Here is a 20,191-nt window from a genome sequence, read left to right on the forward strand (position 1 = left end):
TCGATATTCCAACAGGAGATTTCCATGAAACTGTTCGCCACGCTGCTTGCCGGATCGGCATTTGCGCTCTCTGCCTTCACCGCCAGCGCCGATGTGCGCTTCGGCATTATGAACGAATCCTACCCGCCGTTTTTCGCCAAGGACGCGTCCGGCGAATGGCAGGGCTGGGAAATCGACCTGATGGACGCCGTCTGCGCGGAAATGAAGGAAAAATGCTCTATCGTCGAGCTGTCCTGGGATGGCCTTATTCCGGCGCTCGAAGCCAAGAAGTTCGACGTGATCTGGTCGTCCATGTCTAACACGCAGGAACGTCAGAAGGTCATCACCTTCACCGACAAATACTACAACACACCGAGCAAGCTGATCGGTGCCAAGGACGGCAAGCCGGGCGCGACGGCAGAAGACGTTAAGGGCAAGACCATCGGCATCCAGGTATCGACCATCCAGTCGGCTTATTACGCCAAGTATTTCAAGGACGTGGCGGACGAGAAGACCTACCAGACGCTGGACGAAGCGTTTCAGGATCTGGCTTCTGGTCGCATCGACTATGTCTTTGGCGATTCCATCGTTCTCGACGCCTTCCTGAAAAGTGATGCGGGCAAGGATTGCTGTGCCGATGCAGGCGACGTGGCTGATGACAAGGAAATTCTGGGCCTCGGCGTCTCCGGTGGTCTTCGCAAGGACGACACGGAGCTGAAGCAGAAGCTGAATGCTGCCTTGGCTGCCGTGCGCGCCAGCGGCAAGTATGACGAGATCACCAAGAAATACTTCACCTTCGATATCTACGGCGCGAAGTAAGTCTGATCGGTCGCTTTAGAGCGTTTTTGCTTTTCTTCGAATCGTAAAAACGCTCTAAACCTTTGTTTCGGCGCCTTTCCGGACGGAAAACCGGTGCCCACTTTTCCTGGAAAGGCTTTGATGGCAAGCTTTGAAACCATGGTTCAACTTCTGTCGCCCTATCCTCCGGGATGGGGCGGTACGCTGTTGACCGGTGCCGTTTCCACGCTTGCCATTTCCGCCGGTGCCTATCTCATCGGCATCGTCATCGGCATGGCCGGTGCGCTGGGCAAGCTGTCCGGCAACAGACCGCTGGGCGTCGTGCTGGGGTTCTACACGACCATGATCCGCGCGGTGCCGGAGCTGATCCTCATCGTCGGGCTCTATTATGCAGGCACTGATGGCCTGAACCGGCTGTTGCAATGGGCCGCCATGCCGCCGCTGGAGATCAACGGTTTCGTGGCGGCCATAGCCGTGCTTGGCTTTGTGCAGGGTGCCTACATGACTGAGGTTCTGCGCGGTGCGATCCTCGCCATTCCGGGTGGGCAGATCGAAGCGGCGCGCGCTTTCGGCATGTCTCCGTTTCTGCGGTTTCGCCGTGTGGTGCTGCCCGCGCTTGTGCCGAATGCGCTGCCCGGTCTTGCCAATCTGTGGCTGGCCGTGACCAAGGACAGCGCGCTGGTGGCGGTCGTGGGATATCAGGAACTGGCGCTGGCAACGCGGCTGGCAGGGGCCAGCACCAAGCAGTATTTCCTGTTTTTCATGGCGGCGGCACTGTTGTATCTGGCGATTACACTTGTTTCAAACGCCGTCTTTTCGTTGATCGAACGCCGCGTACGGCGCGGTCAACCGGCGCTGGTTTAGGAGAGAGCATGGAATTCTCCTGGATCGAAAAATACTGGCCGCTGCTGCTTTCCGGCGCCTATCAGACGGTGGCGCTGCTGGTCATTTCCGTTGTCCTGGGCTTTGTCATGGCTATCGGCCTTGCTTTTGCGCAGGTCAGCGGCGGGCGGGTGACGCGGGTTTTGGCACGCGGTTATTGTACCTTCTTCCGCGGCACGCCGCTGCTCATCCAGCTCTGGCTGCTGTATTACGGCGTCGGTTCGTTCCTGCCGATGATCCCCGGCCTGCGCCAAAGCTTCATGTGGCCGGTTCTGCGCGAAGGTTTCTTCTTCGCCGCTGTCAGCTTCACGCTGAACTATGCGGCTTATGAGGCGGAAGTCCTGCGCGGTGCGTTGCTGGCCGTGCCGAAGGGTGAGCTTGAGGCGGGCAGGGCGTTCGGCATGAGCCGGTTCACGCTGATCCGCCGCATCTGGCTTCCGCGCGCCATCCGCATCGCATTGCCGACCATCGCCGGCGAGGTGGTCATGCAGTTGAAGGCAACGCCGCTCGCCTTCACCGTCACCGTCATGGACCTCTATGCCGTCGCCTACAAGGTGCGACAGGATACACTGCTGGTCTATGAACCTCTCTTCGTCGTCACCATCTTTTATCTCATCCTCACCGCCATCATCGTGCGCTGCTTCGGCTTTGTCGAGGCGCAGGTGCCGCAGCGGCGGTAATAATCTCAAGGAGTTCCACATGGGCGATATCCGTATTCTCGATGGCGGCATGAGCCGTGAATTGCAGCGGCTGGGTGCGCAGTTGAAGCAGCCGGAATGGTCCGCGCTGGCGCTGATCGACGCGCCTGATATCGTCCGCCAGGTGCATGCGGAATTCATCGAAGCCGGTGCCGATGTCGTTACCACCAATTCCTACGCGCTGGTGCCGTTCCACATCGGCGAAGAGCGTTTCCGCAGCGAAGGGGCATCGCTGATTTCACTCTCCGGCAAGCTGGCCCGCGAGGCAGCGGATGCAGCAGGCCATAAGGTCACCGTCGCTGGTGGCCTGCCACCCATCTTCGGCTCCTACGAACCGCAGAATTTCGACCCAACCCGCGTGCAGGATTACCTCAAGGTTCTCGTCGAAAACCTGACACCGCATGTTGATGTCTGGCTGGGTGAAACGCTAAGCCTGATTGCCGAAGGCGATGCGGTGCGTGAAGCGGTTGCCAACACGGGCAAACCCTTCTGGGTTTCCTTCACGCTCAACGACGACACGGCACAGGTTGATGGCGGCGAGCCACAGCTCCGCTCCGGCGAAACCGTGCGCGCTGCTGCCGAATGGGCGGCGGGTTCAGGTGCCGCCGCGCTGCTGTTCAATTGCAGCAAGCCGGAAGTCATGAAGGCCGCTGTCGAAACAGCCTCCGCTGTGTTCAAGGAAAAAGGAGTGTCGCTGGAAATCGGCGTCTATGCCAACGCCTTCGAAGGCGAACAGGGCGATTCCGCCGCCAATGAAGGTCTGCACGGCACGCGCGCCGACCTCACCGACGACGCCTATTCCCGCTTCGCCTGCGAATGGGCAGAAGCCGGTGCGACGATGATCGGCGGCTGCTGCGGAATTGGGGCTGCACATATTCATAAGGTTGCGGGTGTGTTGCGGGCTAGGTGATAAAAGTGTCGGAGGTCCCAAAACCTCTCCGACGTCATCCTCGGGCTTGTCCCGAGGATCTAACCACGTTTGATGTCGGGATTCGTTAGATCCTCGGGACAAGCCCGAGGATGACGTCGGAGAGTGTAGCGAAGGCTTTGTCTTATCTAAAGCAACGTCCCGCTCAAAATCAGCAGCGCCACCGAGAAGTAGATGACGAGGCCGGTGACATCCACCAGCGTTGCCACGAAGGGGGCGGATGCGCTGGCGGGGTCGAGGCGCATGCGCTGCAGCAGGAAGGGCAGCATCGAGCCTGTGATCGAGCCGAAGGTGACGATGCCGATGAGGGCGCAGAAAACGGTGAAGCCGACCAGTAGCCAGTGTGCGCCGTAATCGTAGAAACCGGCTTGTTGCCATACGGTGAGCCGCAGGAAGCCGATGGCGCCTAAAATGGCGCCGAGCGTCAGCCCTGTTGGCAGTTCACGCAGCAGCACCCGCCACCAGTCCGACAGTTTCAGTTCGCCCAGCGCCAGCGCGCGGATGATGAGCGAGGTTGCCTGCGAACCGGAGTTGCCGCCTGAAGACATGATGAGCGGAATGAACAGGGTCAGCACCACGGCCTTTTCCAGCTCGCCTTCGAAATGCTGCATGGCGCTTGCGGTCAGCATTTCACCCAGGAAAAGAGCTGCCAGCCAGCCGCCACGTTTACGGATCATGTCGAGGAAACCCATCGCCATATAGGGCTTTCCAAGAGCCTCCATACCACCGAATTTGTGGGCGTCTTCCGTCGTGTCGGCAATCATGGTGTCGATGACGTCATCGACGGTGACGATACCGAGAATGTGGGCGTGCTCGTCCACCACAGGCATGGCCAGAAGGTCGTGCTTGCGGATGAGGCGGGCAACATCTTCCTGCGACATCAGGGGGTCGGCATAGGTGATGCCTTCCTTGGATGCGACGGTCAGAATGGAGGCCGATGGCTCGCCCGTTACCAGGCGGCGCAAAGTGACGACCTTGGCCAGGGTGCCGTCTTCCGCCAGCACATAGATGGCGTAGACGGTTTCGCGGGACCGTTCGACGATGCGGATATGCGCGAGTGTCTGCTCCACCGTCCAGCGGTCGGGCACACTGACGAATTCGGTCGTCATCATCGAGCCAGCCGTGCGGGGCGGATAGGTCATCAGGTGGCGGATGGCGGTGGCCGTTGCGCGGTCCAGCCGCGAAAACAGCTTGGCCCGAGGCTCGTCATCCATATCCGCCATGACGTCTGCCACGCGGTCATCCGACATGAGGTTGACGAACCGGGCTGCCTGTTCCAGCGGAATATGGGCGATGATGTCTGCCGCGCGGTGCAGTTCGGGGCGGTCGAGGACTGCGACGGCGCGTGCCTGTGTCATTTTCAGCAGAGCATCGACGGCGTCGGGCACGTCGAGTGCGTTCAACTGATCGACGCGTTCTGCGGTGGTGGTGGGGCCGATGCTGCTGCTACGAAAAAGACGTGCAGCCTTGCTGGCTCTTTCAGAGAGTGTGTGAAAGTTCATGATTGCTCACCTTCCAGTCGATCCGCCGATCCCGGCGGAACGTGGTGAGCCGACAGGTGTCAGATCAGCGCGCGTTTCGCCGTTTTCGGCAAGGGCAATCGACTACTACTGTCGCTAGACATCTAATGATGCTCCGTGGATATCTGCGCCAGATCGATGGTTTGATCTGCGCATGCGGTATCTGTTGCGCCTGAAAAAAGGCCGAGTCAAGCGGGTCAAATATGAAATTTTGGCAAGGTTGACCTGCGGCCATAAAACCGTGCTTTAGTTCGTCCGAAAGCGCTCTGAAATCAAGCAGTTAGGCTCGCTTTTTCGCGCCGCTCCAACGCCACGGCAAAGCCGAAAACGATGAGGCCTGCAAAGGAGAGAATAGCGCCGATATATCCCGTCGATGCGTAGCCGTAGCCCATGGCGATGACGAGGCCGCCAAGCCATGCGCCAAGCGCGTTGGCGATGTTGAAGGCGGAGTGGTTGGAGGCTGCAGCCAGCGTCTGCGCGTCGGCCGCTACATCCATGAGGCGTGTCTGCACGGCAGGGCAGGCGGCGAAGCCGCAGCCGATGAGGAAGACGCAAAGGCACAGCATGTAGGGGTTGTCAGCGGTCAACCCGAACAACGCCATCAGCACCACATTGACGGCGAGCATGCCGCCGATCGTGCCGTTCAGCGAGATATCGGCCATGCGCGAACCAACGACATTACCAACATTCATGCCGATGCCGAACAGCGCCAGAACCATGGGAACGGTAGCGGCGGGCATCATGGCGACATCGGTGGTCGTCTTGGCGATGTAGCTGAAGACGGCGAACATGCCGCCGAACCCGACAGAGGCCACCGCGAGCGACAGCCACACCTGGCCACGCCTGAAGGCACCAAGCTCACGCCAGATGCTGGCACCGTCCTGTACCTTGTCGCGCGGCTGGAAGAACCAGAGCAACGCGACCGTCAGAAGAGCAATGCCGCCGACCATCAGGAATGCGGCGCGCCAGGAAAACATCTGTCCGAAGAAGGTGGCAAGCGGGGTGCCCAGCAGCGTGGCGATGGTCAGCCCCAGCATCACACGGCCCACGGCGCGGGCACGTTTGTGGATGGGCGCCATGGAGGCGGCCACCAGTGCAGCCACGCCGAAATAGGCGCCATGTGGCAGGCCGGTGATGAAACGCAACGCCGTGAAGGTCGCAAAATCGGGGGCGATGGCGCTCAAGATATTACCCGCCGCAAAAACGCTCATCAAGGCCAGCAGAAGCACACGTCGGGTCATCCGCGCGGCCAGAACGGCGATGATGGGTGCACCGATGACGACGCCGAGCGCATAGGCGGCAATCACGTAGCCTGCCTGCGGAACGGTCACGCCGTAGCTCGTCGCCACGTCCGGCAGCAGGCCCATGATGGCGAACTCACCCGTGCCGATACCGAAGCCACCAGCCGCAAGCGCCAGCTCGATAAGAGCGATGGAAAAAGGGGTAAGGGTTGCCGCGGGCAACGGTGAAATTGCGTGTACGCCCGCTTCGGAGCGGTTTTCAGTCGTGGAAATGCGGGTCATGAATTTCTGCGATGGGAACGAAGAAAAAAAGGGCAAAACCGAGGTCTCGGTCTTGCCCTGACTGGAGGTAGATGGTCACCAAAATGACCTTATCTCACGCATAACATGAAGTTGTGCATTGCGGTAGTCTCTGATTCGGCAAAAATTGCGTCTCACGCAAAGGTGTACGGAACGGAACCTTCGCTATAGCATTTAGGTCGCGCGCTTGGGCGTAACAGGGGCTGATAAGCATATGAAACTGGTGGCGATTTTCAACCGTGACGGCGGTACCTTCAAGACCACCGACATGGATGCCTACTGCGCGCATGCGCACAAGGTTTTCACCGATGCCGGACATGACATCGAGTGCCGCCTCGTTTCGGGCAAGGATATCGTCACCGAAATGGAACGCACCGCCGATGACAAGGGTCTCGACGGGCTGATTGCCGGTGGTGGCGATGGAACGATTTCTGCCGCTGCCGGCATCGCCTGGAAACACGGCATCGCGCTGGGCGTCGTGCCGGCCGGAACCATGAACCTGTTTGCCCGCTCCTTGAAGCTGCCGCTCGACATCTGGCAAGCGGTGGACACACTCGCGGAGGGCCATGTCCACAATGTCGATATTGCCAGCGCCAACGGCCGCCCCTTCGTCCACCAGTTTTCCGCCGGTCTGCATGCGCGCATGGTGCTTTATCGCGACAAGATGGAATATGCGTCAAGACTTGGCAAAATCCGCGCCAATATTCGCGCGGCGATCGGTGTCGTCCTCAATCCCCCGAAATTCGACATGGAGTTTACGGTTGCAGGCGTGACGCAGCATCGCCGCGCCTGCGCTATCTCCGCATCCAACAATGAGTTCGGCCAGAGCCCGCTGCTGGTTGCGGACGATATCACCCAGGGAAAGCTTGGCCTCTACATCGCAGACGCCTTGACCTCATCCGGGGTCACGCGACTCGCTTTCGATATCGTGCGTGGCAAGCTTAAGGAAAACGCCGCTGTTACGGCCATGGCGGTAACCGAAGCCGAACTGCATTTCCCCCGACGTCACAAGAATGTGCGGTGCGTTATGGATGGGGAGTTGCTGTCGATGAAAAAAGATGTGCGCCTGAAAATCCACGCGGGCGAATTGAAGGTTATTGTTGCCAAGGATTTTGCAAGCGTCTGATATCATTAGTTTATAGCTCATTTTGCAAGACGTGATCGTGGCCTTGCAAAACGCCGTTGTCCCGGCCATGCTGTTTCCATGATGTCAATGGGAGTGCCTGCCGCGATGAACGATTATGCCGTGATGATATCGAACCTCGCCGCCATCGACGCCGCTCACCACCTCCATCCCTTCTCAGACATGGGTAAACTGAACGCCACAGGCACACGCATCATAGAGCGCGCCGAAGGCGTGTTCATCTATGACAGCACGGGCAAGAAATACCTCGATGCCTTTGCCGGTCTGTGGTGTGTCAATATCGGGTATGGCAGGCGCGAAATCACAGACGCCGTGTCCCGGCAGATGAACGAGCTGCCCTATTACAACGCCTTCTTCGGCACCACGACACCACCCGCCACGCTTCTGGCGCAGAAGGTCGTGTCCCATGCCGGGCCGAATATGAACCATGTGTTCTTTACCAATTCCGGCTCCGAAGCGACTGATACGTGGTTTCGAATGGCACGGGTCTATTGGAAGGCACTGGGTCATCCCACGAAAACCCATGTCATTTCACGGCGCAACGGCTACCACGGCTCCACCGTCGCGGGCGCGTCTTTGGGCGGCATGACGTGGATGCATGAGCAGGGCAACCTGCCGATCCATGGCGTCTCGCATATCGGTCAGCCCTACTGGTATGCCGAGGGCGGCGATCTGACGCCTGCCGAATTCGGCTTGAAGGTCGCGCGGGAACTGGATGCCAGGATCGATGAGTTGGGCGAAGACAACGTTGCGGCCTTCGTGGCCGAACCCATTCAGGGCGCAGGCGGTGTCATCGTCCCGCCGGAGACCTATTGGCCGGAGATCGCCCGCATCTGCAAGACGCGCAATATCCTGCTCGTATCGGACGAGGTGATCTGCGGCTTCGGACGCCTGGGCTCGTGGTTTGGCTATCAGCATTTCGGCTACGAGCCGGATCTGGCGCCCATCGCCAAGGGTTTGTCATCCGGTTATCTACCGATCGGTGGCGTGCTGGTGTCCGACCGCGTGGCCGAGGTGATGTTGACCAGGGTGGGTGATTTCAACCACGGCTTTACCTATTCCGGTCACCCGGTCTGTGCGGTCGCGGCGTTGGAAAACCTGCGCATTATCGAGGACGAGGGACTGGTGGAGCGCGTCCGCGACGATATCGGTCCCTATTTCCAACAGGGCTGGCAAAGTCTGCTCGACCACGAAACGGTGGGCGAGGCGGTCAATGTCGGCCTGATCGGTGGACTGCAACTGACCGCTGATAAAGCAACGCGCAAGCGTTTCGACAAGCCGGATGATATCGGCACGCTGGTGCGCAATCATTGCTTAGAGAATGGGTTGGTCATGCGCGCGACCGGCGACCGCATGCTGGCATCGCCAGCTTTCACCATCAGCCGCTCCGAAGTCGATCAGATCATCGAGATCGTGCGCAGGGGACTGGACCATCTGGCGCGCACCGTGAGGGCATAAAAACCGTCACAGGACATGAGCACCATGGTGCCGTCCGAATACGGGGCAGGGCAGTTCACGCAAGTTGTGCTGAGACTGTCGTCACCATGTCCAAAATCTTCGTGCGTGAGGTCAGTTCCGACCGATGACCGACCAGGCATAATAAAATGCATGTTTCTTCGTTTTGTCGCCGCCGCGATAGGCGACGCTGACATCCCGGATATCGGTCGGCGCGGGCAGCGATGAGCGTGCCGCAAGCGCATCGAGGGCAGCAGCGGGATCCTCTGGAAGCTTGCCGTCGTCGGTCGTTCCGGCAAGAAGGACTGTCGCCCCTTGTGGGAAGGTCTGTGGAGCTCTTTCAATTGCCGGATCGCCTGTCAGGACTGTTGCGTTGGGAAACTGAATCCTGAGATTGCCGCCGACCATAACGTTGGGTGCAATCACATAGCGAGGCTGCGCAAAGCCATCACGCATGACGGCTTTGGCAAAGGTGTCGTAGGGAATGTGAACAATCGAGTAGCGCCCGAAATATGGGGCTACAAGTCCGCGTGTGAGCAAAATCAGCAGAACACCTATCGTCAATACGCTCGCTACGGTCAGCATGGCTGGCAGTTTTGGTTTTGCTTCAACGCCTGCGGCGCGTATTTTCAGGCTGAGATAAAGCGGTAGCAGGACGAGGTAGACGATGAGCCATTTCTGTCGAATATTTGTGGCGCCGAGCACAAAGATGATGACCAGCAATAGGAAGAATACGATCAGCAGCATACGTCCTATGATGCGTGTCCACTGATCGCTTGCCGAGGCAATGCGCTTGATGTCTCGGTAAAAAAGGGCGGCGAAAATGGCGACCGTCAGCACCGCACCTTTTAATGCTGCCAGCACCAAATCCAGTGCGCCATCGAAGCCATGAAAGGAGATGTGCTCGCGCCCTTCCGTCATTTCGCCCATGGTCTGGCCGGTGACGAGGTCGGGATGGTGCAGCATCCATATCGCATGCGGAAGGACGATGAGGATCGACAGGATGACCGCGAGCAGCATGCGCCAGTCCATCAAGCGCGCACGCAAATCTTTTTCCGGTATCAGCGCAAGCGCAGCGGCAAGCGGAACGAGGATGAAATTGTATTTTGAGAGAGCACCAAGGCCAACGGCGGCACCAGCCAGAAGATAACCCGCCAAACTTGGCCGCTTCAGTGTCAAGAAAAATGCGTAGAGAAACAGGCACACGGTTAAAAGCGCCATGACCGTGTGGGACAGATCGCGCTGAGACATGAGGAAGATCGGCGGTAGGGTCAGCATGCCGAGAGTTGCAAGGCCCGACAGCGCGCGGTCTTGTGTCAGAAGCCGCACCGTCAGCCAGAAGAACAGGCAGGAGAGAAGCAGAGTCGCGTTTTTCAACAGGCTCAAGGTCGCGATCGACATACCGAACAGCTCAGACAGGCCATATTGAAGCCAATGATAGAGCGGGGGCTGCGATCCATATCCCCAAAGCAGAAACTGCGTCAGAGCCGCCTGTGTCTCGTCTATCTCCAGTGCCGGAGAACGGATGATGCGCACGATGATGGCAAGCAGAAAATATCCCGCGATCCAGAATAAAATCAGATCGGGATTGCGCGATAGAGACTTCCGCATCTGAAATCACTCCGTTTGATAGACCTTACCAACGATGTAGTTTGGCGTGAGATCGTCCCGATAATACAGTCGTGCGATCATTTCGGCCAGGATGCCGGTGGTGATCAGCTGGACGGAAGATAGCAGAAGCACGACGCCGACCATCAGCATCGGCCGCGTGCCGATATCGTTGCCGAGAATGAACTTGTCGACGAAGAGATAGGTCATGATGACACCGGCCATTGCGCCGAGGCCCAGTCCCAGCGAGCCGAAGAAATGGCCGGGCCGCGCCTTGTAGCGCATGAAGAACATCACCGAGAGCAGGTCGAGGATGACCCGGAATGTGCGGGAAATGCCGTATTTGGACGATCCGAACTGCCGTGCATGATGCGTGACCGGCATTTCGCCGATACGGGTGCTGGGCACCACGCCTGCCACCCATGCCGGAATGAAACGGTGCATCTCGCCCATCAGCTTTACCTGCTTGATGATGGACGAACGGTAGATCTTAAGGCTGCAACCATAGTCATGCAGGCGCACGCCGGTGATCTTGCCGATCAGACGATTGGCGATCCAGGAGGGTATCTTGCGCAGCACCAGCCCGTCCTGCCGGTTCTGACGCCAGCCGACCAGAAGGTCGAGTTCCCGCCGTTCCAGCTCTGCGACCAACATCGGAATGTCCTTGGGATCGTTCTGCAGATCGCCATCGAGCGTGGCGATCAAACGACCGCGCGCCGTATCGATACCGGCCTGCATCGCGGCCGTCTGGCCGAAATTGCGTTGCAGGGCGACGATCTTGAGGTTGAGGCCCGCCCGTTCGACAAATTCGCGTGCATTGGCAATCGTCGCATCGGTGCTGCCATCGTCCACCAGAATGAGTTCCCACGGCAGCGCATAGTCCGCCATCGCCTCGATGATCCGTTCGATCAGAGGTCTGACGCTTTCCTGCTCGTTGAAGATCGGCACGACCAGCGAAAGCTCCAGTGCATCTGCCGCGGGAACGTCTGTGATAATGGCGGCAGGTGTTTGCACGGTAACGGTTCCGTCTGTCTCGGGATCTGGAATGTGTGCTTTCTCTAACGACGTTTCGCGGCCTTTTCAACAAAGACCACAAACTTTCAAGGAAGCCCTTGTCTGCAAGCGCGAGTGAAGAGAATAGTGCGCACGATGCCGCAATGGAATGTGATTGGAAATTGAATTGAAGCCCGCCCGGTTTGCACGGCACTCTATGACCATCGTCACGGCCTTCGTGGTTGCCGCCTACGCAGCCTTCATCAGCTGGATGTGGGGGTGGACAACGATTTTTGCGCTGTGGCAGGAAGCCGGGCTTTGGGTCATCGGGGTCGCGCTTGCTCTTCTCCTGTCCACCTATGTTCTGCGGACCTGGCGGATTTACGATTATTTTCCCGGGGAAACGCAAGGCCAGTTCACGCGCCTGTTTCGCGTGGTCCAAATCCACAATCTTCTCAACATCATGCTGCCATTCCGGTCCGGCGAGACCAGTTTCCCCTTGTTGATGCGGCAGGAATTTGATGTCCGGCTAGCGCGTGGAACATCTGCTCTTTTGGTCATGCGGTTTTTTGATCTGCACGCGCTCATGGCAGCGGCAGGTGTGGGACTTGCGCTGGAGAGAGGCTCGATGGCGGTCTGGCTTCTGTGGATCGTGTTTCTGGCTCTTCCCGTCATCGCTTTTGCCGTCAGACAGCGGTTTTTTCGATATACGCACCACCTTGCGCCGAAAAAGGCAAAAGGCATCATCCAGGAGATGGAGGCGGGCTTGCCCGCCGATGGCCGTGCTTTTGCGCGGGCATGGGGTGCGACCATCATCAACTGGTTCGTCAAGATTGCGGTTCTGGCTTGGGTTTTGACGCTTATTGGAAAGCTGAACTTGGCTGCAGGATTTGGCGGCGCGCTGGGCGGCGAGCTTTCCTCCGTTCTCCCCATCCATGCGCCGGGGGGTGTCGGGACTTACCCGGCAGGCATCACTGCCGGTGCACTCGGTTTCGGAGCGTCGACAGATCGGACGGCGCTCTCGTCACTCGCACAGGCGGCTGTCAATGTGCACCTGATGGTGATGTTGTCTTCTCTCATGGGAACGGCGCTGGCGCTGTTTGTCCGGGGACGTCGTTAGCGCCAGCGATATCTGTTACTGGAACGCCGTCTCATAGAAGCTGCGAAGCTTGCGCGAATGCAACGTCTCGGTCTGCATGGCGGCAAGCTTCTGCACGGCACGAATGCCGATTTGCAAATGCTGTGAGACCTGCGTTTTGTAGAACTCGGTCGCCATGCCGGGCAGTTTTAATTCGCCATGCAGCGGCTTGTCGGACACGCAGAGCAAGGTGCCGTAGGGTACGCGGAAACGGAAGCCGTTGGCGGCGATGGTGGCCGATTCCATATCGAGCGCGATGGCACGCGACTGCGACAGGCGTTTGACCGGACCAGCCTGGTCGCGAAGCTCCCAGTTGCGGTTATCGATGGTGGCAACGGTGCCGGTGCGCATGATGCGCTTCAGCTCGAAGCCCTCATAGCCCGTGACTTCCGCGACCGCACCTTCCAGTGCCATCTGCACTTCGGCTAGCGCCGGGATCGGCACCCAGACGGGCAGATCGTCATCCAGCACATGGTCTTCGCGCATATAGGCGTGGGCCAAAACGTAGTCGCCCAGCCGCTGGCTGTTGCGAAGGCCCGCGCAGTGGCCCACCATCAGCCACGCATGCGGGCGCAGCACGGCGATGTGGTCCGTAATCGTCTTGGCGTTGGACGGGCCGACGCCGATATTGACAAGCGTGATGCCCGCATGGCCTTTTTTCTTCAGGTGGTAAGCTGGCATCTGCGGCATGCGGCCCAGCGTCATATCGGTGATCGGACGGTCCGAACCAGCGTGGGTGACGATGTTGCCGGGCTCGACGAACTCCGTATAGCCTTCGCCTCCATCTGCCATCAGCTTGCGTGCCCAGGCCGCGAATTCATCGATGTAGAACTGATAGTTGGTGAACAGCACGAAGTTCTGGAAGTGGTTGGCGCTGGTGGCGGTGTAGTGGCTGAGGCGCGCCAGCGAATAATCGATGCGCTGGGCGGTGAACGGTGCCAGCGGTGCAGGCTCGCCCGGAACCTGATCATATTCACCATTGGCAATCAGGTCATCGGTGTTGTTGAGGTCGGGCGTATCGAAAAGGTCGCGCAGAGGAACATCGGTCAGCGAGGATGCCGCAGAGGCCTCCACGAAAGCACCTTCGCCAAAAGCGAAATGCAGCGGAATGGGCGTCGCCGATTCGGATACGGTGACGTGGACGCTGTGGTTCTTGATGAGAAGGCCGAGCTGCTCTTTCAGATAATGCCGGAAAAGCTGCGGGCGGGTAATCGTCGTCGTGTAGACGCCGGGCGAGGTCACGTGACCGTAGGACAGGCGCGAATCGACATGGCCGAAGCTCGACGTTTCTATGCTGACCTGCGGATAACAGGCGCGGTAACGACCCTCGATCGGCGCGCCCTGCGCGAGATCGGTAAAGGACTTGATGAGGAAATTTGTGTTGCGCTCATAAAGCGCTGTCAGAGCATCCACCGCTGCCACCGGATCGGTGAAAGTCTGGGGCGCGACTGGGTCGGGCATGATGAAGGCGAGGTGCGAGATGGTGTGCTTTGCTATTGTCATGGCCCATTATAGAGAGCCAATTTCGACAGGCAAGCGACAGAAATATGTGTGTTCGAAAAATATTCGCCAGGCTGTATCCAGTCAAATGGCAGGCTACAAAGTGATGTGGCAATTGTTGGAAAAGCTCGTCTGGCAGGCAATCGACGCGCCAACATTCACACGCTGGAAACTGCGATTGGGGTTGACCACCAAAGCCGCGAAGGACATGGCAAAAATCGCCATCAGAAGAACGATGATGCTGAAACGTCTAACCATAACCGCCATGTCATTTCCCCTTTGCGTCACAGTCTTCTCTTATGCTGGACACGACTTTGCCACAGTGGGACTGAACCGACCCTGAGAGACAGGTTCATGTGCCGTTCAGGGTGGTTAATTGGTGGGGGATGAGTTTGGCTTCGAAGACGCTGGGGATGGCAGAAGATCTCGCGCGGTGAGCATGAAATGCCACATAGGCCACCGTTTACTGGAGAGGTGTTTTCAATGGCTACCGTTGCGCCACGTGCGCAAAAGGCTGAAGCGCAATTCGGGCCGCCGGGCTGCATGTCTGTCCCTGCCGAACGGCCACACGCAACAGGTCCTTCTGTTGTCGGTCCATCATCGGTGCCGCAGTTTCAATGAGGGACACCAATGGCCTGAGACGTGCGTCACACCAGCCTGATCCTAGACCATCAAGTTTAAAGGCCTCCAACCCGCCTTCGATCACTAGCAGGATATTCGCATAAAGCTTCGTCCGTGCAAGCTTTGCTGCTGGATCATGTGAAAGAGACGGTGTACGGGCGAAAAACTTTTCAAACATCACAATTGCCGCACGGCTGGCCCAAAACGTCGCATCGAAGCAAGCGCCGAGTTGTTGAATGTTATGCGTGATGTCCTCTTGCGGGGCATCGGCCGAAATTTTGTCGTAAACATCCATAACTTCGCTGACATTGCGGGCATAGGTGCTCACGCTCAAGTATTGGTCGGTTGGCAATCCCTCCAATCTCTCCGCTTCGGCAGGCTGACAAAGGATCGTCAGCAGGGAGGCAATTTCGGGTGTCGACGGCTGAAGGACATGGTTGAGGTGGCTATTGCGTTCGGCAAATTCCTTTAGCTGCCGTGCTGCCGCGTCCATGGCCCGCAATCTTTCTGGAGAAGGTGGGCCTAAGGCGATGGCGCCTGTATCCGCTGCCAAAACGTGTGATGGCTCGAAATTGAATCGCACGTCACCCGTTACGCCCAGTTCGGCGAGGCGGTGCTGGCATCGAATAATAGCTCTGACCGCTGCATTTGCGTAAGCGCCGTTGAGAGGGCCATCGCTTTTTTGGACGATTTCCGGTTTCTGGTCGAGTGAGCCATCAGAGTTGAACTTTGCTGTGATGATCACCCGATCCGTCGCTCCGGCCGGTGGACTGAAGCACGACTCCACCACCCCTTGGACTTCAGAGGCGGTCGGATTGACGCGGGTCTCCGCTGAAACCTCCCCACCGATTGCCAGTATCATGCAGAGTGCGATCCTCGACGTGCTCCAGATTTTCCTGACTGCCATCTTCCCATCCCTTCTTCAAATTTGCTGTTTCAAGCTTGGACGCCATTGCGTCTTTGGCCATGAGATGAAGCGGCTCGGACTAAACAGCACCCAATATTCATCCTGCGGAATCCTCTTCTCGTCCAGCATTGGTTCGACAACGCTGTGTCCTGACCGACCGGACTGGACCCTGTGTTCAGGGTGAAGTCGTTTGGCTCGCTCAAGCGTGTTAGATGCCCGAGCGATGAAGTCCGCAAAACATCCTTAGCCATGGTTCGGTGCGCGCGTCGCCATGACGGCCAAGCACGACAGCGAACCTTCCCGATTTCCACCCTATCTCACGGATTGAAAAATCGTGCCGCGCCATGAATACAGACATCCACCCGTCAAAGCTTGCATGCCGCAACGTCGTGTTTGGGGCATTACGGCGTTGCCGACCAGCGGCATTTTTATTATACATCCAGAGTTGCAAATGGCTGGTTTGGACCCAGGCCATTTCTATTCTTCCACCCCGAAGCCGGAGAGTATCATGCCCGCGACCTTCGCCGTTCACCAAGGGAAAGTCGTGCTCCTTGAGGAGAGCGGCGAGGCGGTGGAGGTCAAAGGTGGCGTTTCGGCGCAGCGGTTCGAGGTGATCAGCCAGTTTCGCGACGGGCTGCTGTCTGCGGGCTATCTTGGCGATGAAAAGGGCGTCTGGTGGTATCATCAGCGCAACAGAAAGGCCAAGTTCGTGACACGAGACGTCCGCGCCTTTCGTGTCATGGATGATGATTACGGGCTGGATCGTACGCATGTCTATCTGGAAGATCGGGTCATCCCCGGCGCCGAGCCGTCAAGTTTCACTCTTCTGGACAACAGTCCCTATTTCGCAAAAGACAGGCATCGGCTCTATGCAAAAACCGGCTCCCACTTCTTTCACTTCGATGGCCTTGATGCCGGCACTCTGGTCGCCAACGGTCCTTACGTTGGAGACAAGCACGATCTTTATCATCTGGACAGTTCACTGACGCTAAGCAACGGTTCAAAGCGTCACGAGACAGTGCATCATGCGCTTTGCGACGACCACCATATGCTGCTGAGTGACTGGTTTGCGCGAGAATATCCCGACACCATCGGCTGGTGGCATCCGTCATATTCATTCAAAGAAGATGGCGCCGAGCAGATCGCGGATAATTGGTATCGCAGTGCAAACGCAGTTTTCTTCAAAGAAACAATCACAAGCATGCGAGGATCCCGTGCGGTCTTCAATCTCCTGCGTGGTGCGGACCCCGCGACGTTCGAACCGCTCGACGCTTTTCATGGTCGGGACGCGAAAAACGTGTTCTGTCGCTGGCGATCGATCGCCGATGTGGATCGCCATTCCTTCACGCCTCTCAAAGAGCGTTTCGGAAAAGACAAAGCGGCAGTTTATTTCAACGGGTATCGTGTCGAACACGCAGCCCCCGCAACCTTTGAGGTTCTTCAGTCGGTCACGCCAATCGCAAAGGACCATAAGCGTGTCTACTTAGCCTCGTACACTCGGACGAGTTGGCCGTTCGGGTATCCGGATGATATGCTTGTTGCGCTGGATGACGCCGATGCCAAAAGCTTCCGGACCTTTGGAGAGCGTGGTGTGTGGGCAGCTGACTCCGCGCGCGTCTATCTGCGTGGCGAACATCAGAAAAGGATGGACGCCGGTAGCTTTCGGTTTCTCTGCGAAACCGTAACCAATTGCTGGGCGATGGACGATAACGGCCTATACCGATCCAATGGAACGCTCGTGGTTGCAGGTATCGATGGTGCGAGCTTCGTAAAGCTGAACGACGTTTGGGGAAGCGATGGCAAAGCGGTTTTCTGCTTCGTGCGTGGCACCATACAGAAGGCGATCAATGCGCAAAGCTTCATGGTGATCGATGACAACGGCGGTGCAAGAGACGCTACATTCACCTATCGAATCCATAATGGCAGCATCCGAAAAACCAAACTCTGAGCGATTTTCGGGAACCGCAGGCGTTCTACAGATCATGCCGATTTGACGTGGATCCATCCAAACGCGGAAGCCTTGCGACCCACAAGCGCTCTAAATCATCTGAAAAATGCCGGTCTTCTCAAACCGTTGAAACGCCTCGACGCTACGACGCATGTTGGGAAGCATAGGGGGCAGAGCGTCGGGGTTGATCCAATCCACCGCTTTGGACTCGTCATCCGCAACCATTGGCGTGCCGTCATAATGCGTCGTGTAAAACATCATAGCAAAAAACTGGCAGATATCGCCGTTGGGAAAGGTGATGGTTTCGAATTCAGGATTGCTACCAAACCCGAAAGGCACGAGGTTCCAGATACGTATGCCCGTCTCCTCCAGTGTTTCTCGAATGGCGACGGATTGAAGATCTTCGCCGTCTTCGGCGTTTCCACCGGGGATTCCCCAGACATCGAAGTCGCTTCTGTGCTGCATGAGCAGCCAGCCGTCTTCGCGTTTGACAATAACGCGAGCGCCGGGAACAAGGATGATGCCCGACCCGATCTTCTGACGCAGTTTCCCAAGATAGCTGTCTGAAAAGCTCAATGTCGCATGCTCCTTTTCCGGTCACTGGTCTTGTGGACACTGGTGGCTGGACGGCGATCCTAATGGAATTTGGAGTGGAAACAACGTTTCGTCATGGACCCAGGCAAACCGTGATAGCGGATACCCTGGGCGAAAGCTGACTCCTTGCCGTCATTCACCATCACCTTCTGGCGCTGCAACCCTGATAAAAATTGGGACACGGCAAAAAATGTGGTAAGCGCCAGCCAGACAATGACAGGAGTGCACCAGTGAGCGAACTAACCGTAGCAGATGCGACAAGCCGAATTTATGAATCGCTCCAGGCAGACAATGCTGACATCGATGCGCATATCGCCAATCTCAAGGCAGCCTTGGCGAAAGAAGGCTTGAAGGAAGCGCTGTTCGACCCTGCCAAGCTGGTGCAGAACAACCGCTCAGGCAGAAAACTCATGCAGGCCTACTTCCGCCAGCGTGGCGTGACGGTGAAATACAAGGAGGCGTGATGCCTGTCTGAGCGGTTGCGGATCACCCTCAACGATGGCAAATGAGGGACGGCATCGTTCGGAGGTGAACAGCGCCGCCCCATCGTTTCCAGACAGGGCGGCAAGTGCGGTTCAGGCTCTACTTCTTGAACACTTTCTGCAAAAATGCCTGGAATGATGGGCGCCAGACGTCCATTTCGTGGCCGAGGTCTTTGTATTCGACGTAGTCATACTTGATCTTCTTTTCATCGAGGATCGTTTTGAGACCGGCGATGTCCTTGCCGGTCACGACATCCTTGGTGCCGACGGTGACGGTGAAGTTGCGCAGTGCCTTGTTGACTTTCTGGGGCTCGTTCAGCGCAGCCTCGACTGCCTTGTTCGGCACGGTCGTGGTGGAGACGCCGCTGAAATTGGCGATCCAGCCGAAGGTGCCCAGATGGGTGAAGCCGGAGACGAGAGCCTGATAGCCGCCCTGCGACAGGCCGACGATGGCGCGGCTGTTGGCGTCGTCACGCACCTTGTAGTGCTTTTTCATATAGGGGATGAGGTCTTCCACCAGTTCGCGGTCGATGGCATCGGCGTTGATCGGGTAGAAATTCTTGCGGCGATCGGCGCCGGGGAAGTTTTCAGCAATCGCTTCGGGAATATCGGCTTCCGTATCGGGAATGACCACGATCATCGGCTCGATTTTCTTTTCAGCCAGAAGGTTGTCGAGGATTTCAGGTGCGCGGCCCTGCGTCACCCATGAGGCGACGGTATCGCCAAAGCCATGGTAGAGATACATGACCGGCAGCGGCTTGGACGAATCGCTATAGCCCGGCGGCGTGTAGACATAGGTCGGGCGCTGCGATTTCAACGCTTTCGACGATATGGTGACGAGGCGAAGCTCGCCGTGCGGCACATCGCGCGTGTCGAGAATGCTGCCGGGTACCAGAATGAGGCTGGTGTTCACCTGCCGCTGTGGCTTGGGGTAGTTCGTGCCGGTGTCGATGCTGCGGAAACCGTCTATGTTGAAATAATACTCATAGAGGTTCGGCTTCATCACATCGCTCTTGACGCTCCAGACGCCGTTTTCAGCGCGCTTCATTTCCAGCGGCGCATTGCTGCCGACAGTGACGGAAACGGCTTTGGCCGATGGCGCAAACAGCCGGAATGTGATCGAGCCGTCCTTCTCCACGCCGGTGACGAACTCGTTCAGCGGTCGGTCAGCCGGTGGCGAAGCGGGCGGTTCTGCCGCGAGTGCGGGTGCTGTCATGATGCAGCTGGCCAAAAGGACACAAGGCAAAAGCAGACGCATATCAATATTTCCTCCAAATGACGTTACTCCCGGCGCGAAACTGACAGATGGCCTCCACCTTTTCAACCGCGCACTGGCCAAGCACCTCTAAAGATGACGCTTCTTGCTGAAACCAGCTTTCCCGGTTAGGACCCCTGTTGGCCCGCGTGAGGGTGGCTCGGATACGCACATATTGCGCGGGAGCAGCAACGCGGGTC

General features: G+C 57.8%; 18 protein-coding genes. 9 read left to right on the forward strand and 9 right to left on the reverse strand.

Features of this window, described 5'->3' with window-relative positions; translation table 11 throughout:
• Nucleotides 1-24 precede the first annotated feature (24 nt).
• The 4 genes from RMR21_RS04185 (at nt 25) to RMR21_RS04200 (ending at nt 3,267) form a co-directional block, all read left to right on the forward strand.
• A complete protein-coding gene (locus RMR21_RS04185) occupies nt 25-798 on the forward strand; it encodes a transporter substrate-binding domain-containing protein (RefSeq protein ID WP_498669462.1) in 774 nt (257 codons plus the stop codon).
• Between the two features lie 120 nt (nt 799-918).
• Nucleotides 919-1,641 carry an ABC transporter permease gene (locus RMR21_RS04190; protein WP_498669463.1) on the forward strand — a complete coding sequence of 241 codons (723 nt, stop codon included), beginning with the start codon at nt 919-921 and terminating at the stop codon, nt 1,639-1,641.
• An 8-nt stretch (nt 1,642-1,649) separates the two neighbouring features.
• Entirely contained in the window at nt 1,650-2,339 is a 690-nt protein-coding gene (locus tag RMR21_RS04195) for an ABC transporter permease (RefSeq protein WP_498669464.1), read from the forward strand.
• Nucleotides 2,340-2,358: 19 nt separating this feature from the next.
• Nucleotides 2,359-3,267, forward strand: coding sequence for a homocysteine S-methyltransferase family protein (locus RMR21_RS04200; RefSeq protein WP_498669465.1), 909 nt, complete (start codon nt 2,359-2,361; stop codon nt 3,265-3,267).
• A gap of 146 nt (nt 3,268-3,413) precedes the next feature.
• On the opposite strand, the gene mgtE is transcribed toward RMR21_RS04200, so the two are convergent.
• On the reverse strand, nt 3,414-4,787 hold the full coding sequence (gene mgtE / locus RMR21_RS04205; RefSeq protein WP_498669466.1) for a magnesium transporter: 1,374 nt from the start codon (nt 4,785-4,787) through the stop codon (nt 3,414-3,416).
• A gap of 290 nt (nt 4,788-5,077) precedes the next feature.
• Entirely contained in the window at nt 5,078-6,328 is a 1,251-nt protein-coding gene (locus tag RMR21_RS04210) for an MFS transporter (RefSeq protein WP_498669467.1), read from the reverse strand.
• Nucleotides 6,329-6,560: 232 nt separating this feature from the next.
• Between RMR21_RS04210 and RMR21_RS04215 the strand changes: the two genes are divergently transcribed.
• Both RMR21_RS04215 and RMR21_RS04220 read left to right on the forward strand, forming a co-directional pair.
• The gene (locus tag RMR21_RS04215; protein ID WP_498669468.1) at nt 6,561-7,472 is read left to right on the forward strand and encodes a diacylglycerol/lipid kinase family protein; all 912 of its coding nucleotides are present in this window, start codon (nt 6,561-6,563) and stop codon (nt 7,470-7,472) included.
• A gap of 105 nt (nt 7,473-7,577) precedes the next feature.
• Entirely contained in the window at nt 7,578-8,948 is a 1,371-nt protein-coding gene (locus tag RMR21_RS04220) for an aspartate aminotransferase family protein (protein WP_498669469.1), read from the forward strand.
• A 111-nt stretch (nt 8,949-9,059) separates the two neighbouring features.
• Here the strand turns inward: RMR21_RS04220 and RMR21_RS04225 are convergent, their stop codons facing one another.
• Both RMR21_RS04225 and RMR21_RS04230 read right to left on the reverse strand, forming a co-directional pair.
• A complete protein-coding gene (locus RMR21_RS04225) occupies nt 9,060-10,556 on the reverse strand; it encodes an ArnT family glycosyltransferase (protein WP_498669470.1) in 1,497 nt (498 codons plus the stop codon).
• 6 nt (nt 10,557-10,562) lie between these two features.
• The gene (locus RMR21_RS04230) at nt 10,563-11,567 is read right to left on the reverse strand and encodes a glycosyltransferase family 2 protein (protein WP_498669471.1); all 1,005 of its coding nucleotides are present in this window, start codon (nt 11,565-11,567) and stop codon (nt 10,563-10,565) included.
• Between the two features lie 196 nt (nt 11,568-11,763).
• Between RMR21_RS04230 and RMR21_RS04235 the strand changes: the two genes are divergently transcribed.
• Complete coding sequence (locus RMR21_RS04235; RefSeq protein WP_498670069.1) at nt 11,764-12,666, forward strand: lysylphosphatidylglycerol synthase domain-containing protein; 903 nt, start codon at nt 11,764-11,766, stop codon at nt 12,664-12,666.
• Nucleotides 12,667-12,681: 15 nt separating this feature from the next.
• Here RMR21_RS04235 and amn read toward each other — a convergent pair whose 3' ends face one another.
• The 3 genes from amn to RMR21_RS04250 form a co-directional block, all read right to left on the reverse strand.
• A complete protein-coding gene (amn, locus tag RMR21_RS04240; protein WP_498669472.1) occupies nt 12,682-14,187 on the reverse strand; it encodes an AMP nucleosidase in 1,506 nt (501 codons plus the stop codon).
• Between the two features lie 93 nt (nt 14,188-14,280).
• Nucleotides 14,281-14,451 carry a hypothetical protein gene (locus RMR21_RS04245; protein WP_498669473.1) on the reverse strand — a complete coding sequence of 57 codons (171 nt, stop codon included), beginning with the start codon at nt 14,449-14,451 and terminating at the stop codon, nt 14,281-14,283.
• A 220-nt stretch (nt 14,452-14,671) separates the two neighbouring features.
• Nucleotides 14,672-15,667 (reverse strand): hypothetical protein, encoded by a 996-nt coding sequence (locus tag RMR21_RS04250; protein ID WP_498669474.1) that lies wholly within the window; start codon nt 15,665-15,667, stop codon nt 14,672-14,674.
• Nucleotides 15,668-16,220: 553 nt separating this feature from the next.
• Here RMR21_RS04250 and RMR21_RS04255 point away from each other — a divergent pair.
• Nucleotides 16,221-17,660, forward strand: coding sequence for a DKNYY domain-containing protein (locus tag RMR21_RS04255; RefSeq protein ID WP_498669475.1), 1,440 nt, complete (start codon nt 16,221-16,223; stop codon nt 17,658-17,660).
• A gap of 90 nt (nt 17,661-17,750) precedes the next feature.
• Here RMR21_RS04255 and RMR21_RS04260 read toward each other — a convergent pair whose 3' ends face one another.
• On the reverse strand, nt 17,751-18,236 hold the full coding sequence (locus RMR21_RS04260) for an NUDIX domain-containing protein (RefSeq protein WP_498669476.1): 486 nt from the start codon (nt 18,234-18,236) through the stop codon (nt 17,751-17,753).
• Nucleotides 18,237-18,484: 248 nt separating this feature from the next.
• On the opposite strand from RMR21_RS04260, the gene RMR21_RS04265 reads away from it, so the two are divergent.
• Nucleotides 18,485-18,718, forward strand: coding sequence for a hypothetical protein (locus RMR21_RS04265; protein ID WP_498669477.1), 234 nt, complete (start codon nt 18,485-18,487; stop codon nt 18,716-18,718).
• A gap of 118 nt (nt 18,719-18,836) precedes the next feature.
• Here the strand turns inward: RMR21_RS04265 and RMR21_RS04270 are convergent, their stop codons facing one another.
• Nucleotides 18,837-19,952 (reverse strand): esterase, encoded by a 1,116-nt coding sequence (locus RMR21_RS04270; RefSeq protein ID WP_498669478.1) that lies wholly within the window; start codon nt 19,950-19,952, stop codon nt 18,837-18,839.
• Nucleotides 19,953-20,191 lie beyond the last annotated feature (239 nt).

The sequence above is a fragment of the Agrobacterium sp. rho-8.1 genome (genome assembly GCF_033957725.1).
Taxonomy (GTDB): domain Bacteria; phylum Pseudomonadota; class Alphaproteobacteria; order Rhizobiales; family Rhizobiaceae; genus Agrobacterium.